This window comes from Pseudomonas sp. TE36184, assembly GCF_054060055.1.
In genome coordinates this window covers 1,825,535-1,847,882 of record NZ_JBSSCU010000001.1, presented here as the reverse complement: position 1 = coordinate 1,847,882, position 22,348 = coordinate 1,825,535, and the positions used below count along the sequence as shown (strand labels likewise).

Sequence of the window (22,348 nt, the reverse complement as noted above, 5' to 3'; positions counted from 1 at the left end):
TGAGCGCGGAAATTTAGGCCTCGGCGACGGCGCGGTAAATTTCCCGCGCGAGTAAACGTTCTAGCTCTGATAACGCCGTTTCCTAAGGTAGACAATGACGATCTCTCGACGTGGGTTCATCGCAGGCCTGGCGCTGACTGGCGCCGCCGTGCCGGCGGCCTTATATGCCCATCGCGAGTGGACGCGTGAAGAATTCCCCATCACCCCCGGCGAAGCCACGGTGGATCTTGCCGATACCGCCGGCCAGCACCTGGCGAACACGTTGCGCGGGGTGTGGAACCTGCGGCTTGAAGGCCGCGATGCCGGCCTCAAGGGTTTGCCCGCGCAGGGCCTGGCGTTGCTGCTCGATGTCGCGCCGCGTGGGCGTGGCCTGCGTGGTTATCTCGACACGGCCGAGCACCTGCGCGGCGATGGCGAACCCCGTTATCGCGTGTTGGGTGACTTGCTCGCGGGCGAGGGCACCGAGCTCTATTGGCGGCTGATCGACCGTGATGCAGCCGATGGCGCGCCGGCCTATGAATTCAGCATGACCGTCGATGAAGTCTGGGGCGTCTTCGGCAACGCCGGCAGCGGCACACTCAGCGGGCAGATCCTCGACCTCGACCGCCCCCTGGCGCTGACCGCGCCGGAGAATCGCTTTGTTGCCCACAAACAGCCGTTTCCCGAAGCCCGCCAACGCATCGGTCTCAACCCTTCGCTGCTGGCCTGGCTGATTTCCCCCGAGCACCGCCTGTTCCACCAACTGTGGCACGCCACGCGCGACCAATGGCACAAGCTCTCCGAGGAAAAACGCGACGCCTTGCGTGGCATCGGCTGGCAGCCCGGCCCACGGGGCAAGGAGCGCGACGCACGGGGCAAGCTCAAGGATCGCAACGGCTCGGGCATCGACTTCTTCTTCATGCATCGGCATATGCTCGGCACCGCACGTTCGATGCAAGACTTGCCGTCGTGGTCCGCCTTCCCCGAACCGCAACCGGCCCTGGAACGTGATCGCCTGGGCTTCCTGCGCTACTTCGACAACCATGACGGTTTTGCCCTGCCACCCACTTGGCTGGCGCCGGACGACGGCGACTACACCCAATGGGTCAGCGATATCAAAGCCGCCGAGACCTACCACAGCAACTTCCAGGTCTGGGAATCCCAATACCGCGACCCGCGATACCTGGCCAAATTGACCCTGGGCCAGCTCGGCTCCGAAATGGAACTGGGCCTGCATGATTGGCTGCACATGCGCTGGGCCTCGGTGCCCCGCGACCCCTCCAACGGTGCCCCCGTGCCCTTCGCCCGCGACCCGGCAGACTTTGCCGCGCGTTGGTATGCACCCGAAAACGACTTTCTTGGCGATCCGTTTTCCTCCCACGTCAACCCGGTGTTCTGGCACTTCCATGGCTGGATCGACGACCGCATCGAAGACTGGTTCCGCGCCCATGAGCGCTTCCATCCCGGCCAGGTCAGCCGCCTGGAGGTCAATGGCGTGGCATGGTTCGCGCCGGGGCGGTGGGTTGAAGTCGGCGACCCGTGGCTGGGCCCGGATACCCATGGCTGCAGCACCACTCCAGGCTTGCAGAGGGGGCGTTCGATGGAGATGGACCCAGAGATCATGAAGCTCGCCCTGCGAATTACGTTTGCTGCGCAAGACGAAGCGCTGCAGGGTTTGTTCAAACGGGTGCCGAAGCGGCCATGGTATGCGCGGCATTTGAAGGTCAAGGCGCGCGAGGTGTAGGCGTTTTTTGCTGGAGTTCAATGTTTATGATGTAAAGCTGAGACGGAGATGGTTTATCTTCTGGTCGGCACGTGGGTGTTTTTTATAGGTTTTAGTACTATAAACAATGGAGGATATTGAAAGAAATTTATATGGGTTTGTATATTTCTACTGATCTTTTATTGGGCGCCGGCGCAGTTAAGAAATATCCGACAGCTGGATCCCTGTCTGTGGTTTAAATCTTCAATAATCTTTGCAAGAAAGATAATCTTTGTGCTTTGTGGGAAATATCCCTGATGCGCAATGGAAAGTTCCCGTCCGTGATCCGGGGGCTGGTAAGTTCCGGCAGTGATACTTCATTCTAGTGAGCAAGCGGACGCCATGTGCCATGTAGCGCTTTGGTTTCCGGAAAGGGAATTTAAGTTGATTGGATTCCGGTTTTAATTTCCATCTGACCGCAGATCAATGCTGTTGGATAACTCACGGAATGAAACGATGACGCTAAGCAGCTTTCAAAATGAAGTGCCCAAGGCCAGGGTTAATATCAAGCTCGACCTGCATACCGGCGGTGCGCAGAAAAAGGTTGAGTTACCTTTGAAACTGATGGTGCTGGGTGACTACAGTAACGGTAAAGAACAGCGTCCGCTCTCCGAGCGCGGCAAGGTTGATATCAATAAGAACAACTTTGACAGCGTCCTGGGCGAGTTCTCGCCGGGTCTGAAGCTGGCTGTCGACAACACCTTGGACGACGATGCGTCCGACACCGCTGTCGAACTGAATTTCCGGTGCATGAAGGACTTCGAGCCTGAGCAGGTCGCACGGCAGATTCCACAACTGCGTGCGTTATTGGCGATGCGCAACCTGTTGCGTGATCTGAAATCGAATCTGCTGGACAACGTGACCTTCCGCCATGAGTTGGAGCGCATCCTCAAGGATGACGCGCTCAGTGACGAACTGCGCGCTGAGTTGGCTGCCTTGGCGCCTGAAGAAGAGCGTTAATTCATAGCGGTAATTTAAAAGGGAAGTTAAATCATGTCCTTAGAACATTCCAACGTGCAAGCGCGCGGCGCCACAGTGTTGTCTGAAGAGTCTGCGGGTGTTTATGCTGCGCTGTTTAACAAGATCAATTTAAGTCCTGTTGCTGAATTGGCCGGTATTGATATCTTCCAGAACTCGGATGCGCTGTCCGAGGTGTCCGCCGATGAGCGGGTGACGGCAGCGGTCAGTGTGTTTTTAAAGTTGCTTAAGCAATCGCCGCAAAAAATCGAGCGTTTGGATAAAGTCCTGTTGGATGAGCATATTGCTTCGTTGGACCGGCAGATTGGCCGTCAACTCGATGCGGTCATGCACCATCCGGACTTCCAGCGCGTCGAGTCAACCTGGCGCGGTGTGAAATCGCTGATTGATCAGACGGATTTCCGTCAGAACGTTCGCATAGAACTATTGGATGTCAGCAAGGACCACCTGGTGCAAGACTTCGAGGACGCGCCTGAAATTGCCCAGAGCGGCTTGTACCTGCATACCTACACGCAGGAGTACGATACCCCGGGGGGCGAGCCGATTGCGGCGGCTATTTCAAACTACGAATTCGATCGCAGGCCTCAGGACATCGCGCTGCTGCGCAATATTTCCAAAGTCGCCGCCGCCGCCCACATGCCGTTTGTGGGGGCTGTAGGCCCAGCGTTCTTCGGCAAGGAAACCATGGAGGAGGTGGCCGCGATCAAGGACATCGGCAACTATTTTGATCGTGCCGAATACATCAAGTGGAAGTCATTCCGTGACAGTGACGACGCGCGTTACATCGGCCTGACCATGCCGCGCGTCCTGGGGCGCTTGCCCTACGGGCCCGACACCGTTCCCGTGCGCAGCTTCAATTACGTCGAGAATGTCAAAGGGCCGGATCACCACAAGTACCTGTGGACCAACGCATCGTTTGCCTTTGCCGCGAACATGGTCAAAAGCTTCATCAGCAACGGTTGGTGCGTGCAGATACGTGGGCCGCAGTCGGGTGGTGCGGTCACTGAACTGCCTATCCATTTGTATGACTTGGGCACCGGCAATCAGGTCAAGATTCCTTCCGAAGTGATGATTCCGGAAACCCGTGAGTTCGAGTTCGCCAACCTCGGTTTCATTCCGCTCTCGTACTACAAGAACCGCGACTATGCGTGTTTCTTCTCGGCCAACTCCGCGCAAAAGCCGGCGCTGTACGACACGGCCGACGCCACCGCGAACAGTCGAATCAACGCACGCCTGCCTTACATTTTTCTGCTGTCACGCATTGCTCACTATCTGAAGCTGATCCAGCGAGAAAACATTGGCACCACCAAGGACCGGCGTTTGCTGGAGCTGGAGTTGAACAAGTGGATCGGCGGGCTGGTCACCGAGATGACTGATCCGGGCGATGACTTGCAGGCCTCACACCCGCTGCGGGAGGCGAAGGTCACGGTGGAAGACATCGAGGACAACCCCGGTTTCTTCCGCGTCAAGTTGTATGCCGTGCCGCACTTCCAGGTCGAGGGTATGGACGTGAACTTGTCACTGGTTTCGCAGATGCCCAAGGCCAAAGCCTGATTCAGTCGTAGGGAAACGATGCCATGAATATCGATCGCCCTCTGTGGGCCGCCGGGGCGTTGCTGTCGCCGCAACAATTCCAGCAACAGGCGCGCTGGGAGGCTTGGACCAACGAACAACTCGCGCACCTGGCCCTGGCGCACCCCTGGGGTGTCCAGGCGGTAGGGTTCGACCTGGATGCATTACGGCTGGGTAAGCTCAAGGCGACTCAGTTGCGGGTCCGCATGCCAGATGGCACCTGGATCGACACCGAGCAGGTCGACCGCCTGCCTCCGGCCTTGGAGCTGGCGCAGTTGCTGGCCGACGAAGATCAGGACGCGTTATTGCACTTGGCCTTGCCCCTGGAACAGGCGAATGGAGACAACTGCCTGTTCGACGGTGGCAGGGCCGATCGGCCCACACGCTATCGCCAATCTTGGCGCGACGTACAGGATATGTATGCCGATGAGGTGCAGTCGATAGGCGTGCTGGAGCATGCACTGAGCCTGCGCCTGCAGCGCGACGATAATGCGGACTACATGACGTGTCCGGTCGCGCGCCTGGTGCGCGACGGGCAGGGTGCCTGGAGCCTCGACCCGGGCTATGTGCCGCCGTTGCTGAGCTTCGCCGCGCACTCGGGGTTGCTGAACCAGCTGGACAACCTGTTGACGCAATTGTCCGCCAAGCGGCAACGGCTCATGGGCATGCGGCGGGAAAGCAATCAGCGCATGGCCGACTTTGCCGTCGCCGACGTGTCGCTGTTCTGGCTGCTCAATGCGTTGAATACCTACCAGCCGGTATTGGCCGATCTTCGGGAGTTTCCCGCGCGCCACCCCGAGCAGGTCTACCAGCAACTGATCAAGCTCGCCGGTGGCCTGCTCACGTTTTCGCTGGAACACGACGTGGACAAAATCCCCGCTTACCGGCACACCTCGTTGGAGGCAGTGTTCCCGCCGCTGATGCACACCCTGTCGCTGTTGTTGGAGGCCAGTCTGCCGTCGCGGGTCATTGCTTTGAGCCTGGAGGTGCAGGGGGCCAATCGTTGGCAAGTCACGCTGAATGACCCGCGCTTGCGCGAGCGTGAGGGGGCCGATTTCTATCTGTCGGTGCGCAGTCGGCTACCGGCGGCGCAGGTGCAGGACCAGTTCCCGCGCCTGTGCAAGATCGGTACGCCGGATGAGGTCGATTATCTGATCAACGCGGCGCTCGACGGGGTGCCGTTGCAATCCCTCAGCCATGTGCCGGCGGCGATTCCATTGCGCCTGGAAAATCAGTACTTCGCCCTGGACCTCGGGCATTCCAAGGGGCAGGCGGTGCTGGACGAAGGGGTCTGTGCTTTCTACGTTCCCAGCAGCTTGGTCGACGTCAAGCTGGAACTGTTTGCGGTGCTGCGCTCATGAAACCGACGCCTTCCAACGAGCAAGCCGCAGCAGCGGTGGATATCGACGCGCTGTTACAGGACACCTACCTATTGGTGGTCGAGTTGCGCCAGGGCGCCTCGGTGCAACCTGGCCGGGAGTTGGGTCAGCTTTGTATCGAACAGGTTGAGCAAGCTCGGCAGCACCTTGAACGGGCGGGCCTGAGTCAGCGCAACATCGAGCACATCAGTCATGCTCAATGCGCGTTACTCGACGAAACGGTGCTGACCTTCGCCGACGCAGATGCCCGCGCCGCCTGGGCCAGCGAACCGTTGCAGGCCAAGTTCTTCAATCGTCATCAGGCCGGTGAGTTTCTGTACGAGGCCATGCGTGACGTGTTGAGCGAACCCGCGCCGGACCGGCATGTGTTGACGGTATTTCAGCGCGTATTGATGTTGGGTTTTCGCGGGCGCTATCGTGATTTGAGCGACCCCGGACGCGAGCAACTATTGGCTGCTCTCAACGCACAGGTGGCGCCGTTCAAGGTCAGCCAACAGGTGCCGACGCAGGTGGCCGGTGGCGAACTCAGCGCGGGTTTTGGCTGGCTGCGCTCGCCCTTGATTCATCTGCTGACAGTGGCCCTGTTGCTCGTTGCGACGTGGTGGGGATTGGATCATCTGCTGAGCGATGCGATTGCCTCGCTCTTGCCTGATCAGGGGTAAGTGCGGATGACCTTCAATCTGCATCGCATCCTTTACCTGTGGGCCGGTGTCCTCGTCCTCGCGTTGCTGCTCATCATTCCGCTGGCGATGTGGGCGCGTGTGCTCGGCGTGCTGATCGCGGTGTGCTGTGTGACATGGGCTTGGGTATCGCTGCGCCTGCGCGCCGAGCGGCAGCGTGGGTCGGTGAGGTTGGCCGAGGGCATGGTGCTGCCCGCTGCGGGGTTTCGTCAGCCGGTGGTGCTGGTCTGCGGTGATGGCCTGGATGGGCTGTTCGGCGGGGGGGGCGCCGGGCAGTTGGCTCTGCGGGTGACCGAGCGAGGGTGCTACGTGCGCGTACCGAGCCTGGAGCAACTGCCGGCTATCACCGATCACCTTCTGGCCTTGCGGCCGGGCTGGGCCGGGCAACTGGGCGTGATGTTCAGCGTCAGCCCCGGCGCGCACAGTGATGGTGCGATACTCGCCGGTCAGATGCGCGCCTTCAGTCATCAACTGGCCTTGGCCCGCAAACGCGGGGTTGCGCTGCCGCTGTTGCTGGTGAGCTACCTGCAAACCCTGCAGGACGAGGCACCCTGGTTCTGTTGGGGCAGCGGGCAGGCCGAGGTCCGTGTGTGTGATGCGGGTGCTTGCGTCAGCCTGGATGACTGGCAACAGCAATCCGCTGACTCGCCCAGGCAGGCCGCTCGGATGCACGCCAGCATTCAACTGAACAGCGCTGTGGCCTGGCTTCACGAAGCGGTACTGCCGCACCTTGTCATGCGTAGCGCTTCTGGCCTAGTGGCGATCTGCGCAGTTACGTGGGTGCCGGCATTGGCGCATGCCGTGAACGGGAACCTGTGGCAGCAATGGTTACGCAGCAAAGTCGCGCTGGCGGATCACAGGGCGGTTGTGGCCGATGCGGTGTTGCCGGTCCCGGACCCTTTGCTCAACCTGCTGCCGCTCGGCCCGCTGCGTTCCCCGATGCAACGCGCGAGCGTTGTTGCGCTGTGGTTGTTCGCCGTCGCCGGTGTTGTCGCACTTGCCAGTTCGGCGTGGCAGAACGCCCTGTTGCTGCGCCAAGTCAGTGATGACCTGCGACGTTATTCGGCGATCCCGCAACCGACCCAACGTAATCAGCGCGAGTTTCTTTGGCGTGAAAGTGCCGTGGGCGTGCTGCGCCAGGACGCCCAGCGTCTGGACGCGTACTACCGGCACGGTGCGCCCCCGGCATTCGGCCTGGGCCTGTATCGCGGCGAACGCCTGCGCGCTGCGCTGCTGGCGGTACTGGCTGCTCACGTTGAGCCGCCACCGGCCGCATCGCCTGCGCGGGCTGCCAGCCCGGTGCGGTTGGACAGCCTGTCGCTGTTCGCCAGCGGCAGTGCTCAGCTCAAGGCGGATTCAGCCAAGATCCTGATCAATGCGCTGGTCGATATCAAGGCCCAGCCCGGCTGGCTGATCGTGATCTCGGGGCATACCGATGCCACTGGCGACCCCGAGAACAACCTTCGACTGTCCCGCGCCCGCGCCGCTGCCGTGCATGACTGGATGCAACGCATGGGCGGCATTCCCGACAGCTGCTTTGCCGTGCAGGGTTTCGGCGCCAGCCAGCCGATTGCCGGTAACGACACCGAGGCGGGGCGTGCAGCCAACCGCCGCGTTGATATCCGTCTGGTGCCTGAGGCGGGGGCCTGCGCGCTTCCTGTTGCAAGCCCGAACAGGCTACCCCCGGTCGCATTCCGCGACATTTAAATCTACGAGAAAAAGGAGCTTCACATGGCAATTCCCGTTTACCTCTGGCTGCAAGACGACGGCGGCGCAACTATCAAGGGTTCGGTGAACGTGCAACAACGCGAGGGCAGCATCGAGGTGGTTGCCCAGGATCACAGTCTGTACATCCCCACCGACAACAACACCGGGAAATTGACCGGTACGCGGGTTCACACCCCGTTTCTGTTTTCCAAGGAAATCGATGCCTCCAGCCCCTATCTCTACAAGGCGGTCACCACCGGGCAAACCCTCAAGAGTGCCGAGTTCAAGTGGTACCGCATCGATGATGCGGGGCAGGAGGTCGAGTACTTCATCACCAAACTCGAAGAGGTCAAGGTCGTGAAAGTCGCGCCGAAAATGCACGACGTCAAAGACCCCAGCAAAGAGAAGCACAACCACCTCGAGCAGGTGGAGTTGCGTTACGAGAAGGTTACCTGGACCTACAAGGACGGCAACATCATCCACTCCGATTCGTGGAATGAACGCCAAAGCGCTTGATACGCCCGGAGCAGCAGGTGGGTCTTTGCCTGCTGGCTCCCGGTGTGCTGGGTTGAGCGTCCGTTCGCGGGCGTTCAGCCAAACACATCGAGTTTCCAACCCGTGGCTGGTGTTAACGATCACGTACCACCATCACCGAACAAGGATGTAGCCGTATGGCCCAGAATTCCACGCGCTTGCTTCGTCGTCTCAACCCTTACTGCGCCCAGGCGTTGAGTGCAGCGGCCACGTTGTGCCAAAGCCGTGCCCACGCGCAGATCACCGTCGAACACTGGCTACTCAAGTTGCTGGGGCAAGGTGAAGGCGACCTGACCGTGATCGCACGTCGCTATGAGTGGAATATGGAGACGTTGTGGTATGGCTTGCTGGAGCACATCGATCGCCTGCCGCGTAGCGTGCAGAGCAAGCCGCAGCTGTCGGCGCCATTGCAGCAACTGATCAAAAATGCCTGGCTGCGTGCCTCATTGGACGAGCACAACGACAGCCTGCGTTCCGTACATCTGCTGAGCGCGTTGATGGAGACGCCCAACCTGCTGGCGTGCGAAGCCGTATGGCCTTTGCTCAGTCTCAGTGAGGCGCAGTTGCAGCGGCTGCAGGTGCTGCTGGACCAAACCTCCGAAGAGCGCCCCGCGGTGCAGACGTCAGTGACCGCGGGGCCTTCAAGTGAACTCGCCATACGCCCGCCCAGCGTGTCGAAAGACGATGCGTTAGCGGCGCTGCTGGACAGGTTTACCCAGGACCTGACCGCCAAGGCCGCGCAAGGGAAGATCGACCCGGTGTTCGGCCGCGATGATGAAATCCGTCAGGTCATTGACATCCTCAGCCGTCGGCGCAAAAACAATCCGATCCTGGTGGGCGAGCCTGGTGTCGGCAAAACGGCGCTGGTCGAAGGCCTGGCGTTGAGCATTGCCCAAGGCAAGGTGCCGGACAGTCTCAAAACAGTCAGTGTGCGTACCCTTGACCTGGGATTGTTGCAAGCCGGCGCTGGCGTCAAGGGCGAGTTCGAACAACGCCTGAAAAACGTGATCGACGCTGTACAGCAGTGCGAACAACCGGTGCTGTTGTTTATCGATGAGGCCCATACCCTGGTCGGGGCCGGCAACCAGGCCGGCGGCGCCGATGCGGCCAACCTGCTCAAGCCCGCTCTGGCCCGTGGCGAGTTGCGCACCATCGCCGCGACCACCTGGAGTGAATACAAGCAGTATTTCGAACGTGATGCCGCTTTGGAAAGACGCTTTCAAATGGTCAAGGTCGAGGAACCGGACGACGCGAATGCTTGCCTGATGTTACGCGGGCTCAAGGCGCGCTACGCCAGCCATCACGGTGTGCATATCCAGGATGCGGCAGTGCAGGCGGCGGTCAGCCTGTCGAGGCGCTACCTGACGGGGCGCCAGTTGCCGGACAAAGCCGTCGACCTGCTGGACACCGCCAGCGCCCGCGTGTGCATGAGCCTGGACTGCGAACCGCAGGCGTTGCGCCGTCTGAGTGCCCTGCAAGTGGCCCTGGAACTGGAGGGCCAAGCGCTGGAGCAGGATCAGCGGCTTGGCGGCCACAGCGTGGATGAGCGTCTGGCGACGATTGCCGCGCAACACGCCGATCTGCAACGTCAACACGCCGATCTGGAACAGCAATACCGCCAAGAACTCGATCTGGCCCAACAACTGATTGCTGCGCGCCAGGCGCAGCCACCGCAGCGGGATACCTGTGCACAGTTGCAACGGCAGTTGAGTGACATTCAAGGCAGCCAGCCACTGCTATCTTTGGACGTCGACGCACGTAGCGTGGCGCAAGTCATCGCCGACTGGACCGGCGTGCCACTGGGCAGCTTACTCAAGGACGAGCAGGCCAATCTGCTGCTGCTCGAACAGCAATTGCAAGCGCGCGTGATCGGCCAGGCTCCGGCCTTGAGTGCCTTGGCTCAGCGCCTACGTGCGGCCAAAACCGGGCTCACCGATGAGAAGGCGCCGTTGGGCGTGTTCCTGCTGGTCGGCACCAGCGGCGTAGGCAAGACCGAAACGGCGCTGGCCTTGGCCGACAGCCTGTTCGGCGGCGAAAAATCACTGATCACCCTCAACTTTTCCGAGTACCAGGAAGCCCACACAGTCAGTCAACTCAAAGGCTCGCCACCCGGCTACGTCGGCTACGGCCGGGGCGGTGTATTGACCGAAGCCGTGCGCCAGCGGCCCTACAGCGTTGTGTTGCTCGACGAGGTGGAAAAGGCGCATCGCGATGTGCTTAACCTGTTCTACCAAGTCTTCGATCGTGGGTTTATGCGCGATGGCGAAGGGCGCGAGATCGACTTCCGTAACACGGTCATTCTGATGACCTCCAACCTTGGCAGCGATCTACTGCACACCAGCGTGCAGGAACACCCGGAGATACCGGACAGCGTGCTGCATGAACGACTGCGTCCGATCCTGCGCGAACACTTCCAGCCAGCGTTGCTGGCGCGCTTTCAAACCCTGATCTATCGCCCGCTGCAAGCCGACGCACTCAAATGCATTGTTGCGATCAAGCTGGCCCAGGTCGCCAAGCGCCTGCAGCGTCATTACGGCCTGGATTGCCGGATTGACGACACCCTGAACGACGCCTTGGTTGCTGCCTGCCTGCTACCGGATTCAGGCGCACGCAACATCGACAGCTTGCTTAACGAGCAGCTCCTGCCGGTCCTCAGTCAACACCTGTTGGCGCGTCGAGCGGCGCAACTGCGCACCCACGGCGTGAGCTTGGGCTATAGCGAGGATGAAGGGATCAGTCTGCATTTCAGCGATGCTCAAGACACGGCTCAGGCCGTCGCCCTGGAGGTATGAACGTGCAGGCTTTCTTCGACCACAGCCGGCACACCTTGAGTGTGCACAACATCGAAGCCCGTCTCGACGTGTTGGCCTTTGAAGGCCATGAACACCTGAGCCAACCTTTCACCTATCGCGTGGAATTCACCAGCACCGAACGTGACCTCGCCGCCGAAACCCTGCTTGGCCAGGACGCCCGTTTCAGCCTGCACGTCGCCCCGCAAAAACCACCGGCCTCAGGCTTCAGCGCGCCCGCGGTCAAACCGCTGCGCACCTTGCACGGTGTGGTCACCGGCTTCAAGCGTCAGTCCGGCTCGAACGACCAGGCCCGTTATGAAATCACTCTGCAGCCGCGCCTGGCCCTGCTCGGCCAAGGCAGACAATTTCGCATCTACCAGCATCAATCCGTGCCGCAGATCGTCGAAAGCATCCTGCGCAGCCGCCACGACTTTGAAGGCCAGGACTTTCTGTTCAGCCTGAAACGCGACTACCCCAGGCGCGAGCAGGTCATGCAATACGGCGAGAGCGACCTGGCCTTCATCGACCGCCTGCTCGCCGACGTCGGTATCTGGTACCGCTTCACCAGCGACGAACGCCTGGGTATCGATGTGGTCGAGTTCTGCGACGATCAGCGCCTCTACCAGTTCGACATCGCGCTGCCGTATCGCCCGCAATCCGGGTTGGGCAGCAGCGGGCAGGACGCGGTGTGGCACCTGCAATCGAACCACCGGGTGGTCGAACAACAGGTGCATATCCGCGCCTACCACCCCCGCGACGCCAGCGCCCACCTGAGCGGCGAGATCGACCAGAGCCGCGGCGCCAGCGGCACCTACGGCGAGGCCTACCACTACGCCGAGCCCTACACGACCCTCGGCGACCGGCTGGATCAGGACGAAGACCTGCTCAGCGAAAGCGGCTACTTCTACGCACGCCTGCGCCACGAGCGTTACCTCAACGCCCAGACCCAACTCAGCGGCATCACCAGCAGCGCCACGTTAGCGCCGGGGCAGGTGCTGCACATCACCGGCGGCGCGCCCCAAGCCTTCACACCGGGCGCGGTGATCACCGGCCTGACCACCACCGCCGCCCGCGACAGCAGCTTGGTCGCCACCTTCCAGGCCATACCCTATTCAGACATCGTGTGCTTTCGCCCCGCACTGCAGCCCAAACCCCAAATCGCCGGCACCGTCCCGGCCCGCGTCACCAGCCCACAGGCCAACGACCCCTACGGCCACATCGACCTCGAAGGGCGCTACAAGGTCAACTTCCTGTTCGACCGCGACACCTGGAAACCCGGCGAAGAAAGCCTATGGCTACGCCTGGCCCGCCCCTACGCCGGAGATACCCACGGCCTGCATCTGCCGTTGATTCCCTGCACCGAAGTGGCCATCGCCTTTGAACAAGGCGACCCAGACCGGCCATACATCGCGCACGCGTTGCACGATAGCCAGCATGTCGATCATGTGACCTTACGTAACTACAAACGCAACGTGCTGCGTACCCCGGCGAATAACAAGCTGCGGATGGATGACACGCGGGGGCGGGAGCATATCAAGGTCAGTACTGAGCACAGTGGTAAGAGCCAACTGAATCTTGGGCATTTGGTGGATGGTCAGCGTAAAAAACGTGGGGAAGGGTTTGAGCTACGTACAGATGCTTGGGGGAGCATTCGTGCAGGCAAAGGGTTGTTCATCAGTGCGGATATACAGGCCAAGGCTTCTGGTGATGTGCTCACCATGGCGCCAGCCACCGATCTGGTCGCGGGAGCCACACAACAAATCGCTGATTGGCAGGCAATCGCCCAGTCTCATCGCAGTCGCAAACCAGCCATTGATGGTCTGCAACAGTTCCAGGACCACGCCAAAGACCTGAACGCCTCGGCCATCCTACTCAGTGCGCCCAAGGGCATTGGTGCGGTAACCCCTGAAAGCCTGCTGCTCAAAAGCGGCGAGGCGATGTATGTGCAAAGCAACGATGAGATCAACCTGGCTGCCGCTCAAAGGCTGTCCGTCCATGCGAATCAGGCCATTTCCCTGCTTGCCCAGCAGGAAGGCATGCGCCTGGTGTCCGGCAAGGGGCCGCTGGAAATCGAATCTCACAACGACGTGTTGAATCTGATTGCCCAGCAAGACATCACCCTGCAGACCGTACAGGGGCATCTGCAACTGACGGCTAAAAACGGCATCACCTTGGCGTGTGGTGGCGGGTATATCCGCATCACACCAACCGGAGCCATCGACATCCACACCCCGGGCAAGCTCAACCTTAAAGGCCAACACGTCTGGGAAACCACGACCAGCCAGCGCTTTCCTTTGCGTGAGTTGCCGCAGTCGGTGTGCAAGGCGTGCCTGGAAAAGGCTCGGAAAAATGCGGTCGGTTTACTTATGCGCGAAGGTTGATGGGGAATATGAAGATGGCAACACCAACGGAATGGCAAGATCAGATCGAGCAGGTATGTGCCAGCCTGGGTCTACTACAGGTCGACTTGCTGCTCGACCAATCGGATTGGAACAACTGTGCTGTACCCGCGCTGAAGACGTTGAGGCCTGAAGTCCCGTGGTTTTCATTATTTAGCGGTACTCCGGAAGAGAACTTGCTGGATCAGGCACCGCTGTTAATGCGTCTTGATTTGGCACATTGGCAACACAAAGCCTGGCTGGAAGAACTGATGATCCACTGCGCCACCGATGCTCGCTTGCTGGTGGTGATCTCACCGTTATCGTTCAAGTCATTGAGTCATGCACTGCAAGCCCTGTCGCAAATGAAGTGGGGTGGGGAGTCTGGTTTGTTGCGTTATTACGACCCACGAATCTTTCCCTTGTTGATGTCTTCGATCCTGACAGACGTCCAGCGCGTCGAATACTTAAAAGTTGCGTGCTACTGGGGTTGGCTGGATCGGGATGATCAGTCGCAGTGGATAGAGGGTATTGCGCAGCCGCAGAAAAATACTATCGCAATACCGACCTGGATCGACCTTGACGATCAGCAATGTGAACTGATTGGTTGTATCAGTGATGCACAGAAACTGTTGGATGGTGGGAACTTTAATTACTTGGAAGCCAGCCAGGAACAGCGTTTCGCTACTTTGTATTCGGTCACCGTACAGGCTAGTCAGGAAAACTACTTTGGGAGTTTGACTGAGTACGTAAAGAGGAAAGCATGAGCTATGAAGGCGTATCGACTGTTCGACGTGCCCGCAAGATCGGGAAATTATTTAAAAAATTGCTTTGAGAGAGTTTGCCATGTTCAGCATTCTGGTAGGTTTTTTGTTCGATACCGTGATGTTGTGTAGCGATCATCAAAATAAAGTTATCAGAGATTATTAGTGTGTCGGATATCTGCGTGGTGAAAACTTCCTGGCTGTGTGTAGGGTTGATGAGCTTGGCGTATAAGCCTGATGCTGTTTGAGAGGGGGTGTTATGAGGTTTATAGTTTGGAAAGAGCTATTTAAATGTTTATCTGTTTTTTTGGGCTTGATGTTGTTCGGGTGTTCCTCCGCGGATAGTCAGATGGTGGGAGGAAATATACAAGCGATTAACCATACTACGGGGGCTATCAACTGGCTCTCGGTGAATGGTTATCGGGCAGACGGAGGAGGTGGGCGGTCGTGTTGCATTATTATGCCAGTTGTATGGAAGCCTGGTTTGAAAGCCACGATCGAGTGGGAGGTTGATCCTGATCCGTATGCATATTCAAAGTGGCCTCCTCTAGGTACTGATGGATACCGATTGTCCCAAGCTAAGCATAGAGAAAATTACCAGCGTAACAGAGTAGTAGTGGATATTCCGCAGTGGTTTGGTACGGAGTCCTGCGATCTTAAGGTCCATTTCTTAACTTGTAATCAGGTGGAGGTGACTACTTCATGTTGGGCTCATGGCTCATCAAATTATCCGATTAAAGTTCCTAAGGGTCTGCAGGAGCCAGCTGTATGTCCGAAATGAAAAAAATTTCAAAGGCAGCTGTTTGGGCGCCGCCAGGGTTCCCCTCGGAAGGGCGTCTGCCTTGTGATATCACCCAGGTGGTTGCTAATTATGAGATGCAGACCGCAGAGGAAAATCGATTTCGTCAACTGGTCAATCGTAATGGGCGGAAGCAGTATTTTGAGTGTTGCCATAGCCTCCATATTAGTCTGTTTTTCGACGGTACTAATAATAACGATAATAACGACACCAAGAAAAAACACCCCAGCAATGTTGCCAAGCTCTTTCATGCTGCCCTGAGAGGCGAAGCTGCAGAAAAAAATGGCTATTTCTCTTATTACATGCCGGGAGTTGGAACCGCTTTTCCGGAGATAGGTGAGTTGGACTACAGCGAGGGTGGATTGAAATATGCAACGGGTGGTGAAGATCGAATCAACTGGGCGCTGGTTTCTTTGGCACATGCTCTGAAGTCAGCTTTGGCCGATCAGGATGTGTCTAACGCTGAAAGGAAGCGTGCCGTCGAGGCCATGAGCACCTGGAAAGCACCACTGATGAGTGGCCTGGGTCTGGGCAATCGACGGCGAACGATGAGCCAGTTGCTCGAGCCCTTGCAGGCGCGAGTAGAGTTGGCCAAGCCCCGCGTACTGGCGGTCAAATTGTATGTGTACGGTTTCTCGCGCGGAGCGGCAGAAGCACGCACTTTTGTCACTTGGCTAAGCCAGTTGTTCGATACACCGACGGGGGCCGAACAGCCCTTGCAATGTCTGATTGGCTTGCCGGTAAGTGTCGAATTTCTCGGGCTACTGGACACCGTTGCTTCGGTGGGCATCGCCCATGCGGCACCTTTTTTCGCCGGGCATATGGATTGGGCCGATGATACCCAACTCATCCCGGATGCCCAGCGTTTTCCTGGCCTGGTCAAGTGTTGCCGACATTTTGTCGCAGGCTTCGAGCAGCGCTCGTGTTTCCCGCTCGACTCGATCCGTAACGAGGATGGCCAATACCCGGACAACACCTATGAAGTGGTGTATCCCGGTGTGCATTCCGATGTTGGCGGCGGTTATCCGCAAAACGACCAAGGTAAGGCCCGCGGCGGTACTCAGGAATTGGTTTCGCAGGTCGTTTTGCATGACCTTTATGCAGCTGCCTTCGCTGCTGGTGCCCCCCTGCAGGTGCCGGAATTAGTATTGCCAAAAACATTGCAGTTAGAGAAGTCGTGGCGCGTTATGTCGGAGGCTAACATCACGGAGTTTGATATAGATCGTTTGGTATCCGAACGCTTCAACGCCTGGCGCAAAACCCTACCCGGCATCAACGCCGACGAACCCACCCATGACTCCCCTTGGCTCTACCAGCCACTGCGGCTGAATGCGCCCGTGGAAGACGTACTGGCCGATCAACTGGGCTGGATCACCGGTTGGCGCATAGGCCGGTTTGCCAATGATCGCGACGGCGGTAACGACAGCTACAAACATCAGCCTTTTTTCAGTCAGGCCAGGGAAACTACGACTTATCAGGCCAGTGAGGAGCGCAAGGCTTACGACCAACATAAAAAAAATCTCGCGAACCTGCGGCTGAAAACCCCCGAAGCTGCGACGAACTACCCCGGCCCGCCGATCTATGAGCCGCAGGTCGACCAGACCCAGCTCAGCCAGGCCGCTGCCGAATTCAAGAGCGACTACCTCGGGCAGAAACGTGAGCAAAGCAGCCTGGCAGGCACCATCACTGACGTGTTATTGCGCGACGCGATATATCTGCTCAATTCCGATGATGAGACCCAGGATCACGCCGCCATCAAGGCAGCGGGTGAGCAGCGCTGCAAGCTACTGTTTCGGGACGCTCGCGGCACCCCCAGCGCAGACCCGCAAATGGCGTTGCTGGTAGCGTTGTTCGATGATCAGATCCACGACTCGCGGGCCTGGTTCATGCACGACGCCTTGAAAACTCGGGAAATGTGGGCGGGTTATTTCTTTTACCGCATGACTTATTTCGGCAACGACAACAGTCGGTATCTTTCGCCGGTGGTGGTAGCCGGCCGAGTGTTGGGTGTGGCGATGATAGCCGGGGCGACGGTATACGGTATCAAGCGAAAAGGCGTGGCGGGAGGGCTGGGTGGATTGGCCGTCGGCATCGGTGGGGCGACCATCGGTTATCAGGTCATCGACAAGGCGCGGGGCGTGGCGTTGCCGTTCTTGGCGGGTGCCGAGAAGCTCCTGCAACCGACCGCTCACGTGGGGCAGGTGGCGGCCGAGCTAAAGCGCCAGATCGCGCTGGACGATTATCGGCAACGGATTGAGCGGACCAGCGCCATGTTGCGCGAGGCGGGCAGTCTTTTCGAACTTGAGCGCGAGGTGGTTTGATGCTGCCTCTCGTACGCATGGGCGACCCACTGCACCCGTTTGGCGGTGAGGTTTTGTCGGGGCACTACAAATCCTTCGGCAAACCAGTGGCCTGCGTGGATGATCAAGTTCGCTGCAACCTGCATGGCATTACGCACATTATCGAAGGCGCTTCGGGTTCAACCATGGACGGCAAGCCTGTGGCGCTGCACGGCCATCGTTGCGCGTGTGGTTGCCAGTTGGTCAGCACCCTGCCGGCCACTTCAATGGTGGTTGCGCCATGAACCGTCCGCCTGAGTACCCCGACGTTATCGAACCGGGCGAGCCGCGTTGGCGCAGTTGGTGGTTGGGGTTGGCACTGCCGTGGGGAGTGCAGTCGGCCGTTTTGCTGATGCTGTGGCCCCAGGCGCAACCGCGCCTGGAATGGTGGCTGTGGAGTGCGGTGCTGCCTCTGTGCTGGGCGCTGATTCTGGCGGTGCGTGTGTTGGTGTGGCAGATCGAGCTGTTCAACCGCAAGGTGTATCTGCGCGCGCTGGAGGCCGCCATGCAGGCTTGGTGGCAACGGCGCTCGCTGGGTTTACCGGTGCAGGATGTGTTGTTGCTCGGCCCGGCGGGTGACATGCAAGAAGACTACCTGAACTTGATGACAAGCGTCTCGCCACCCTTGGCGATACCCGGCGCTACACAGCCCATGTTGCGTTGCCCACTGTCGCTGAGCTTGATCAGCGAGCGTGAACCTGCACTGGCACGGCATCTCACCCGTTTAACCTTGGCCCTCCCGGGGTTGTCCGAGTGCTGGCCACAGCTGCGGGCAATTGCCTGGGTGGGGGATGAGAGCGGCCAGGCTGCTTTCGTTGAGGCGTTGGTCCGGGCGGGAGTGGTGTTGCCCGAGGCCCGTTTGCTGCTACAGAACCTGACTGATTTGGATGACCTGATCGATACCTTCCATCGCGATTGCCGTGGCGAGGACGACTGGTTGTTGTGCGCCGGCGTAGCGTCGGTGGCAAGTGCCGAAGAGGGCGAGCTGGGGGGTGAAGCGGGTTTCTTCTGGCGAGTGAGCTGGCAGGGGCGGCAGTTGGTGCATCGCGGTGAATACCTTGCAAGCCAGTCGCCCGCCGAGCTGTGTGCACAGATGCAGCGTTACGCCGGATTGCAATCTGCGCCGACCACCTGCCTGGCACTGGATCGAGCCAGCCAGGCTGCGTTTGTAGAGGGCGGCTGGTCGGCAGTCGAACATCAACTGGCCGGGCAATGGGGCGTGCTGGCGCACCTGGCGCCGTTTATCGGGATGTCCCTGGCATTGCTGCAAGCGGGGGCGACGGGTCAGCCCTGTGGTTGGCTGAGCCAGGATGGAAACCAACGATTGGCGATTGGAGTGGCGGTGCCTTATGGCAACAGTTAAGGACGTGGGTAAGGGCTCGTTGGTTCGTGTGGGGTTGGGCTATCTGCTGATCATGACGCTGCTGGCACTGCTCGGTGGTCTGTTGTATGGCTTGTGCAGCGGCTATCTGGGCTGGCCGAAAATGCCGCTCAAGCAATTGCTGCTGTGGGGGCTGGGGGTGTGGTTCGCGCTCTGCTGGTTCTGCCCGGTCATTTTGCTGGCCTGGGATCGTCTGGCGCTTCGCCAGGCACAGCAGGTCGTGAGGGCGGTCACCGAAACGCCGAACTCGCGATTGAACCGGGAACCCGCATCGCCAGATGCGGTAAAAGTGCGCGAGCACCTACGCGAGCACTACGGCCTCTTCTGGCGCCACAAAACCCGCCTGCTGCTCATCATCGGCGAACCCACCGAAATCGAAGCCATCGCCCCCACCCTGGCCGCTCACCAATGGCTCGAAGGCCAAGGCACTGTCCTGCTGTGGGGCGGCAGTGCGCAGGCCGCGCTGGATCAGTCTTTCCTCAAGCAATGGAGCGGCCTCAGCCGCTGGCGTGCGCTGGACGGAGTCGTCTGGGCGCTGAACGAAACCCAGGCCGCCGACGATGTCGCGATGGGCAAAGGTGTACGCCAGGTGCAGCGCCTTGCCCGTGACTTGCGCTGGCAGTTGCCGTTATCCCTCTGGCAGGTCTGCGGCAGTGCATGGGCGCAGGACACGCGCAAAGCGCAGCCGGTGGGCTGTCAGTTGCCCGCGCGCTTCTCGGCGGCGGTATTGGACGCCGCGCTGAATCGTTTGCTGGAGCCTTTGCGTCGCGCGGGTTTGGCGCAGATGAACGCGGTGATGAAGGATGATTTTCTGCTGCGTCTGTCGCGGGATTTAAAGGGCGAGGGCATTGATCGTTGGCGTCACACCTTGGCGCATCTGGCCGGCGAATTTGCCCGTGGCGTGCCGTTGCGGGGGGTGTGGTTCAGCCTGCCGGTACAGCGCTCGCCGCATGATCAACAACAGGCGTGGTCGGTGGCCCCGGTGTGGCACGGCGTACTCGGCGATAACGCCCGTGGCCGCCGACTGGGTTGGAGCGTGCCGCGAGTTGGCTACGCGCTGGTGCTGGGTTTGGCGACGTTATGGGGAGCAGGACTGCTGCTGTCATTCATCAGCAACCGCACGCAGATCGCCCAGGTACACAGCTCGTTGTCGACCTTGCAACGCGCATCACAAGGCGACGAACAGCTCCAGGCCCTTCATGAACTGGTCCGCGAATTGGCGCGCCTGGATGATCGCGTTCAAGGCGGCGCTCCGTGGTATCAGCGTTTTGGCCTGAATCAAAACCCAGTGCTGCTTGAAACCGTGTGGCCGCGCTACGTCGAAGCCAATAACCGCCTGATCCGCGACCCGGCCGTCGCCGCTTTACGCCAGCAGCTCACGGCCCTGGTCAAGCTGGCCCCGGACAATCCCGAGCGCGCCGAACGCGCCCGTGCTGCCTACGACCAGCTCAAGGCCTACCTGATGATGGCGCGTCCGGCAAAAGCCGACGCCAGTCTGCTGGTGAAAACCCTCGGCGAAGTCGAGCCTTCACGCGCGGGCCTCTGGCAAGCCCTGGGCCCCACTCTGTGGCAGTTTTACGCTGAACACCTGGCCGCCAATCCAACTTGGCGCATTGACACCGATGCGCGGCTGGTCGCGCAAGTCCGGCAGGTCCTGCTCGGCCAACTGGGCCAACGCAATGCCGAAGCCAATCTGTACCAACAATTGCTCGATGACGCCGCCCATCACTACCCGGCCCTGGGCCTGCCGCAACTGGTCGGCGACACCGACGCCCAGGCCCTGTTCACCACCGAGGCCAGCGTGCCCGGCGTGTTCACCCGCCAGGCCTGGGAAGGCTCGGTGCGCCACGCCATCGATGCGATCGCCGAGGCGCGCCGCGAGGAAATCGATTGGGTGCTCAGCGACCAACCCGCCGATGTCGACACCCGCCTGAGTCCTGACCAACTGCGCGCCCGCCTCACCGAACGCTACTTCCAGGACTACGCCAGCGCCTGGCAGGATCTGCTCAACAGCCTGCGCTGGCAGCAGGCCGCGAGTCTCGATGAGTCAATCGACCAATTGACGCTGATGAGCGACGTGCGCCAATCGCCCTTGATCGCGCTGCTGAACAGCGTGGCCTACCAGGCGCACGCGGGCAGCCGACCCCAGGCCCTGGCCGACTCGCTGGTGCAGTCTGCGCAAAAGCTGATCGGGCCGGACAAGGCTCCAGCGATCGAACCGTTGGCCCAGGCCGCCACGGGGCCGCTGGCGGCGACCTTCGGCCCGTTATTGGCGCTGCTGGACAAGTCCAACACGGACGGCCTCAGTCTCCCGGCCTTCCTCACCCGCGTGACGCGGGTGCGTTTGAAACTGCAGCAGATCAGCACCGCGCCCGACCCGCTGGAAATGACCCAGGCCCTGGCACAACGCGTGTTTCAAGGCCGCAGCATCGACCTCACCGACACCCAATCCTACGGTGCCCTGCTGGCCGCCAGCCTGGGCGCGGAGTGGGGCGGGGCGGCGCAGACGCTGTTCGTGCAGCCGCTGGAACAGGCCTGGCAACGCGTGTTGCAACCGTCCGCCGCCGGTCTCAATAGCCAGTGGCAGCGCTCGATCGTCAGCCATTGGAACGCCGCCTTCGCCAGCCGCTACCCGTTTGCCGCCACCACCAGCGACGCGTCGTTGCCGATGTTGGGGCAGATGATCCGCGCGGACTCCGGGCGCATCGCACAGTTTTTACAGCAGCAATTGAGCGGCGTGCTGCGCAAGGAAGGTAGCCGTTGGGTAGCCGATCCGCGCCACAGCCAGGGCCTGCGTTTCAACCCGCAGTTTCTTAGCGCGATCAATCAACTGAGCGAACTGGCCGATGTGCTCTACACCGACGGCGGCATGGGGCTGAGCTTTGAACTGCAAGGCAAACCCGTGCGCGACGTGGTGCAAACCACCTTCATCCTCAACGGCGACCGGCACCAGTACTTCAACCAGAAAGAAAACTGGCAGCGTTTCAACTGGCCGGGGCGCAGCGACTATCCCGGCGTGAGCCTCAGCTGGACCAGCGTGCATGCCGGCGAGCGGCTGTTTGGCGACTACCCCGGCACCTGGGGCCTGATCCGCCTGCTGGAAAACGCCCAGGTCACGCCATTGGACGACGGCAACAGCCGCTACCGCCTGGCCCTCAAGGCGCCCGACGGCCTGAACCTGACGTGGCACCTGCGCACCGAACTGGATGCGGGGCCGCTGGCGTTGCTCAAACTGCGTGATTTCAGGTTGCCGCAACAGATATTTCTCAATGAGGGCTGAGCCTTCGAGTCGGTGAAACCGCTC

Annotated in this window: 15 protein-coding genes; all 15 read left to right on the top strand. The window is 60.1% G+C overall.

Annotated features, from left to right (window positions below; translation table 11 throughout):
* Positions 1–94 precede the first annotated feature (94 nt).
* The 15 genes from pvdP (at position 95) to ACVWZP_RS08015 (ending at position 22,324) form a co-directional block, all read left to right on the top strand.
* Positions 95–1,723, top strand: a complete 1,629-nt coding sequence (gene pvdP / locus ACVWZP_RS08085; RefSeq protein ID WP_126587269.1) for a pyoverdine maturation tyrosinase PvdP — start codon at positions 95–97, stop codon at positions 1,721–1,723.
* Positions 1,724–2,197: 474 nt separating this feature from the next.
* Positions 2,198–2,701, top strand: a complete 504-nt coding sequence (gene tssB, locus ACVWZP_RS08080; RefSeq protein ID WP_046487053.1) for a type VI secretion system contractile sheath small subunit — start codon at positions 2,198–2,200, stop codon at positions 2,699–2,701.
* A 33-nt stretch (positions 2,702–2,734) separates the two neighbouring features.
* A complete protein-coding gene (tssC, locus tag ACVWZP_RS08075) occupies positions 2,735–4,273 on the top strand; it encodes a type VI secretion system contractile sheath large subunit (protein WP_046487050.1) in 1,539 nt (512 codons plus the stop codon).
* A gap of 23 nt (positions 4,274–4,296) precedes the next feature.
* Positions 4,297–5,652, top strand: a complete 1,356-nt coding sequence (tssK, locus tag ACVWZP_RS08070) for a type VI secretion system baseplate subunit TssK (RefSeq protein WP_457369644.1) — start codon at positions 4,297–4,299, stop codon at positions 5,650–5,652.
* On the top strand, positions 5,649–6,332 hold the full coding sequence (tssL, locus tag ACVWZP_RS08065) for a type VI secretion system protein TssL, short form (protein ID WP_457369643.1): 684 nt from the start codon (positions 5,649–5,651) through the stop codon (positions 6,330–6,332). Before tssK ends, tssL begins: the two co-directional genes overlap by 4 nt.
* A 6-nt stretch (positions 6,333–6,338) precedes the next feature.
* Positions 6,339–8,057, top strand: a complete 1,719-nt coding sequence (locus ACVWZP_RS08060) for an OmpA family protein (protein ID WP_457369642.1) — start codon at positions 6,339–6,341, stop codon at positions 8,055–8,057.
* A 24-nt stretch (positions 8,058–8,081) separates the two neighbouring features.
* Entirely contained in the window at positions 8,082–8,573 is a 492-nt protein-coding gene (locus ACVWZP_RS08055) for an Hcp family type VI secretion system effector (RefSeq protein WP_046383733.1), read from the top strand.
* A gap of 155 nt (positions 8,574–8,728) precedes the next feature.
* On the top strand, positions 8,729–11,383 hold the full coding sequence (gene tssH / locus ACVWZP_RS08050) for a type VI secretion system ATPase TssH (protein WP_457369641.1): 2,655 nt from the start codon (positions 8,729–8,731) through the stop codon (positions 11,381–11,383).
* Positions 11,384–11,385: 2 nt separating this feature from the next.
* On the top strand, positions 11,386–13,764 hold the full coding sequence (locus ACVWZP_RS08045; RefSeq protein ID WP_457369640.1) for a type VI secretion system Vgr family protein: 2,379 nt from the start codon (positions 11,386–11,388) through the stop codon (positions 13,762–13,764).
* A gap of 8 nt (positions 13,765–13,772) precedes the next feature.
* Positions 13,773–14,528: a DUF4123 domain-containing protein gene (locus ACVWZP_RS08040; protein WP_457369639.1), complete on the top strand. Its 756-nt coding sequence runs from the start codon at positions 13,773–13,775 to the stop codon at positions 14,526–14,528.
* A gap of 256 nt (positions 14,529–14,784) precedes the next feature.
* Positions 14,785–15,306 carry a DUF3304 domain-containing protein gene (locus ACVWZP_RS08035; protein ID WP_288080933.1) on the top strand — a complete coding sequence of 174 codons (522 nt, stop codon included), beginning with the start codon at positions 14,785–14,787 and terminating at the stop codon, positions 15,304–15,306.
* A complete protein-coding gene (locus ACVWZP_RS08030) occupies positions 15,294–17,645 on the top strand; it encodes a T6SS phospholipase effector Tle1-like catalytic domain-containing protein (RefSeq protein ID WP_457369638.1) in 2,352 nt (783 codons plus the stop codon). The genes ACVWZP_RS08035 and ACVWZP_RS08030 overlap by 13 nt, the downstream gene beginning before the upstream one ends.
* Positions 17,645–17,908, top strand: a complete 264-nt coding sequence (locus tag ACVWZP_RS08025) for a PAAR domain-containing protein (RefSeq protein ID WP_079443631.1) — start codon at positions 17,645–17,647, stop codon at positions 17,906–17,908. The genes ACVWZP_RS08030 and ACVWZP_RS08025 overlap by 1 nt, the downstream gene beginning before the upstream one ends.
* A 107-nt stretch (positions 17,909–18,015) precedes the next feature.
* Positions 18,016–19,026 (top strand): hypothetical protein, encoded by a 1,011-nt coding sequence (locus tag ACVWZP_RS08020; protein ID WP_457370389.1) that lies wholly within the window; start codon positions 18,016–18,018, stop codon positions 19,024–19,026.
* Positions 19,013–22,324 carry an ImcF-related family protein gene (locus tag ACVWZP_RS08015; RefSeq protein ID WP_457369637.1) on the top strand — a complete coding sequence of 1,104 codons (3,312 nt, stop codon included), beginning with the start codon at positions 19,013–19,015 and terminating at the stop codon, positions 22,322–22,324. Before ACVWZP_RS08020 ends, ACVWZP_RS08015 begins: the two co-directional genes overlap by 14 nt.
* Positions 22,325–22,348 lie beyond the last annotated feature (24 nt).

Coding starts and splice junctions, on each gene's coding strand:
- pvdP (WP_126587269.1), top strand. CDS start 95: ATGACGATCTCTCGACGTGGGTTCATCGCAGGCCTGGCGCTGACTGGC.
- tssB (WP_046487053.1), top strand. CDS start 2,198: ATGACGCTAAGCAGCTTTCAAAATGAAGTGCCCAAGGCCAGGGTTAAT.
- tssC (WP_046487050.1), top strand. CDS start 2,735: ATGTCCTTAGAACATTCCAACGTGCAAGCGCGCGGCGCCACAGTGTTG.
- tssK (WP_457369644.1), top strand. CDS start 4,297: ATGAATATCGATCGCCCTCTGTGGGCCGCCGGGGCGTTGCTGTCGCCG.
- tssL (WP_457369643.1), top strand. CDS start 5,649: ATGAAACCGACGCCTTCCAACGAGCAAGCCGCAGCAGCGGTGGATATC.
- ACVWZP_RS08060 (WP_457369642.1), top strand. CDS start 6,339: ATGACCTTCAATCTGCATCGCATCCTTTACCTGTGGGCCGGTGTCCTC.
- ACVWZP_RS08055 (WP_046383733.1), top strand. CDS start 8,082: ATGGCAATTCCCGTTTACCTCTGGCTGCAAGACGACGGCGGCGCAACT.
- tssH (WP_457369641.1), top strand. CDS start 8,729: ATGGCCCAGAATTCCACGCGCTTGCTTCGTCGTCTCAACCCTTACTGC.
- ACVWZP_RS08040 (WP_457369639.1), top strand. CDS start 13,773: ATGAAGATGGCAACACCAACGGAATGGCAAGATCAGATCGAGCAGGTA.
- ACVWZP_RS08035 (WP_288080933.1), top strand. CDS start 14,785: ATGAGGTTTATAGTTTGGAAAGAGCTATTTAAATGTTTATCTGTTTTT.
- ACVWZP_RS08030 (WP_457369638.1), top strand. CDS start 15,294: ATGTCCGAAATGAAAAAAATTTCAAAGGCAGCTGTTTGGGCGCCGCCA.
- ACVWZP_RS08025 (WP_079443631.1), top strand. CDS start 17,645: ATGCTGCCTCTCGTACGCATGGGCGACCCACTGCACCCGTTTGGCGGT.
- ACVWZP_RS08020 (WP_457370389.1), top strand. CDS start 18,016: ATGCTGTGGCCCCAGGCGCAACCGCGCCTGGAATGGTGGCTGTGGAGT.
- ACVWZP_RS08015 (WP_457369637.1), top strand. CDS start 19,013: ATGGCAACAGTTAAGGACGTGGGTAAGGGCTCGTTGGTTCGTGTGGGG.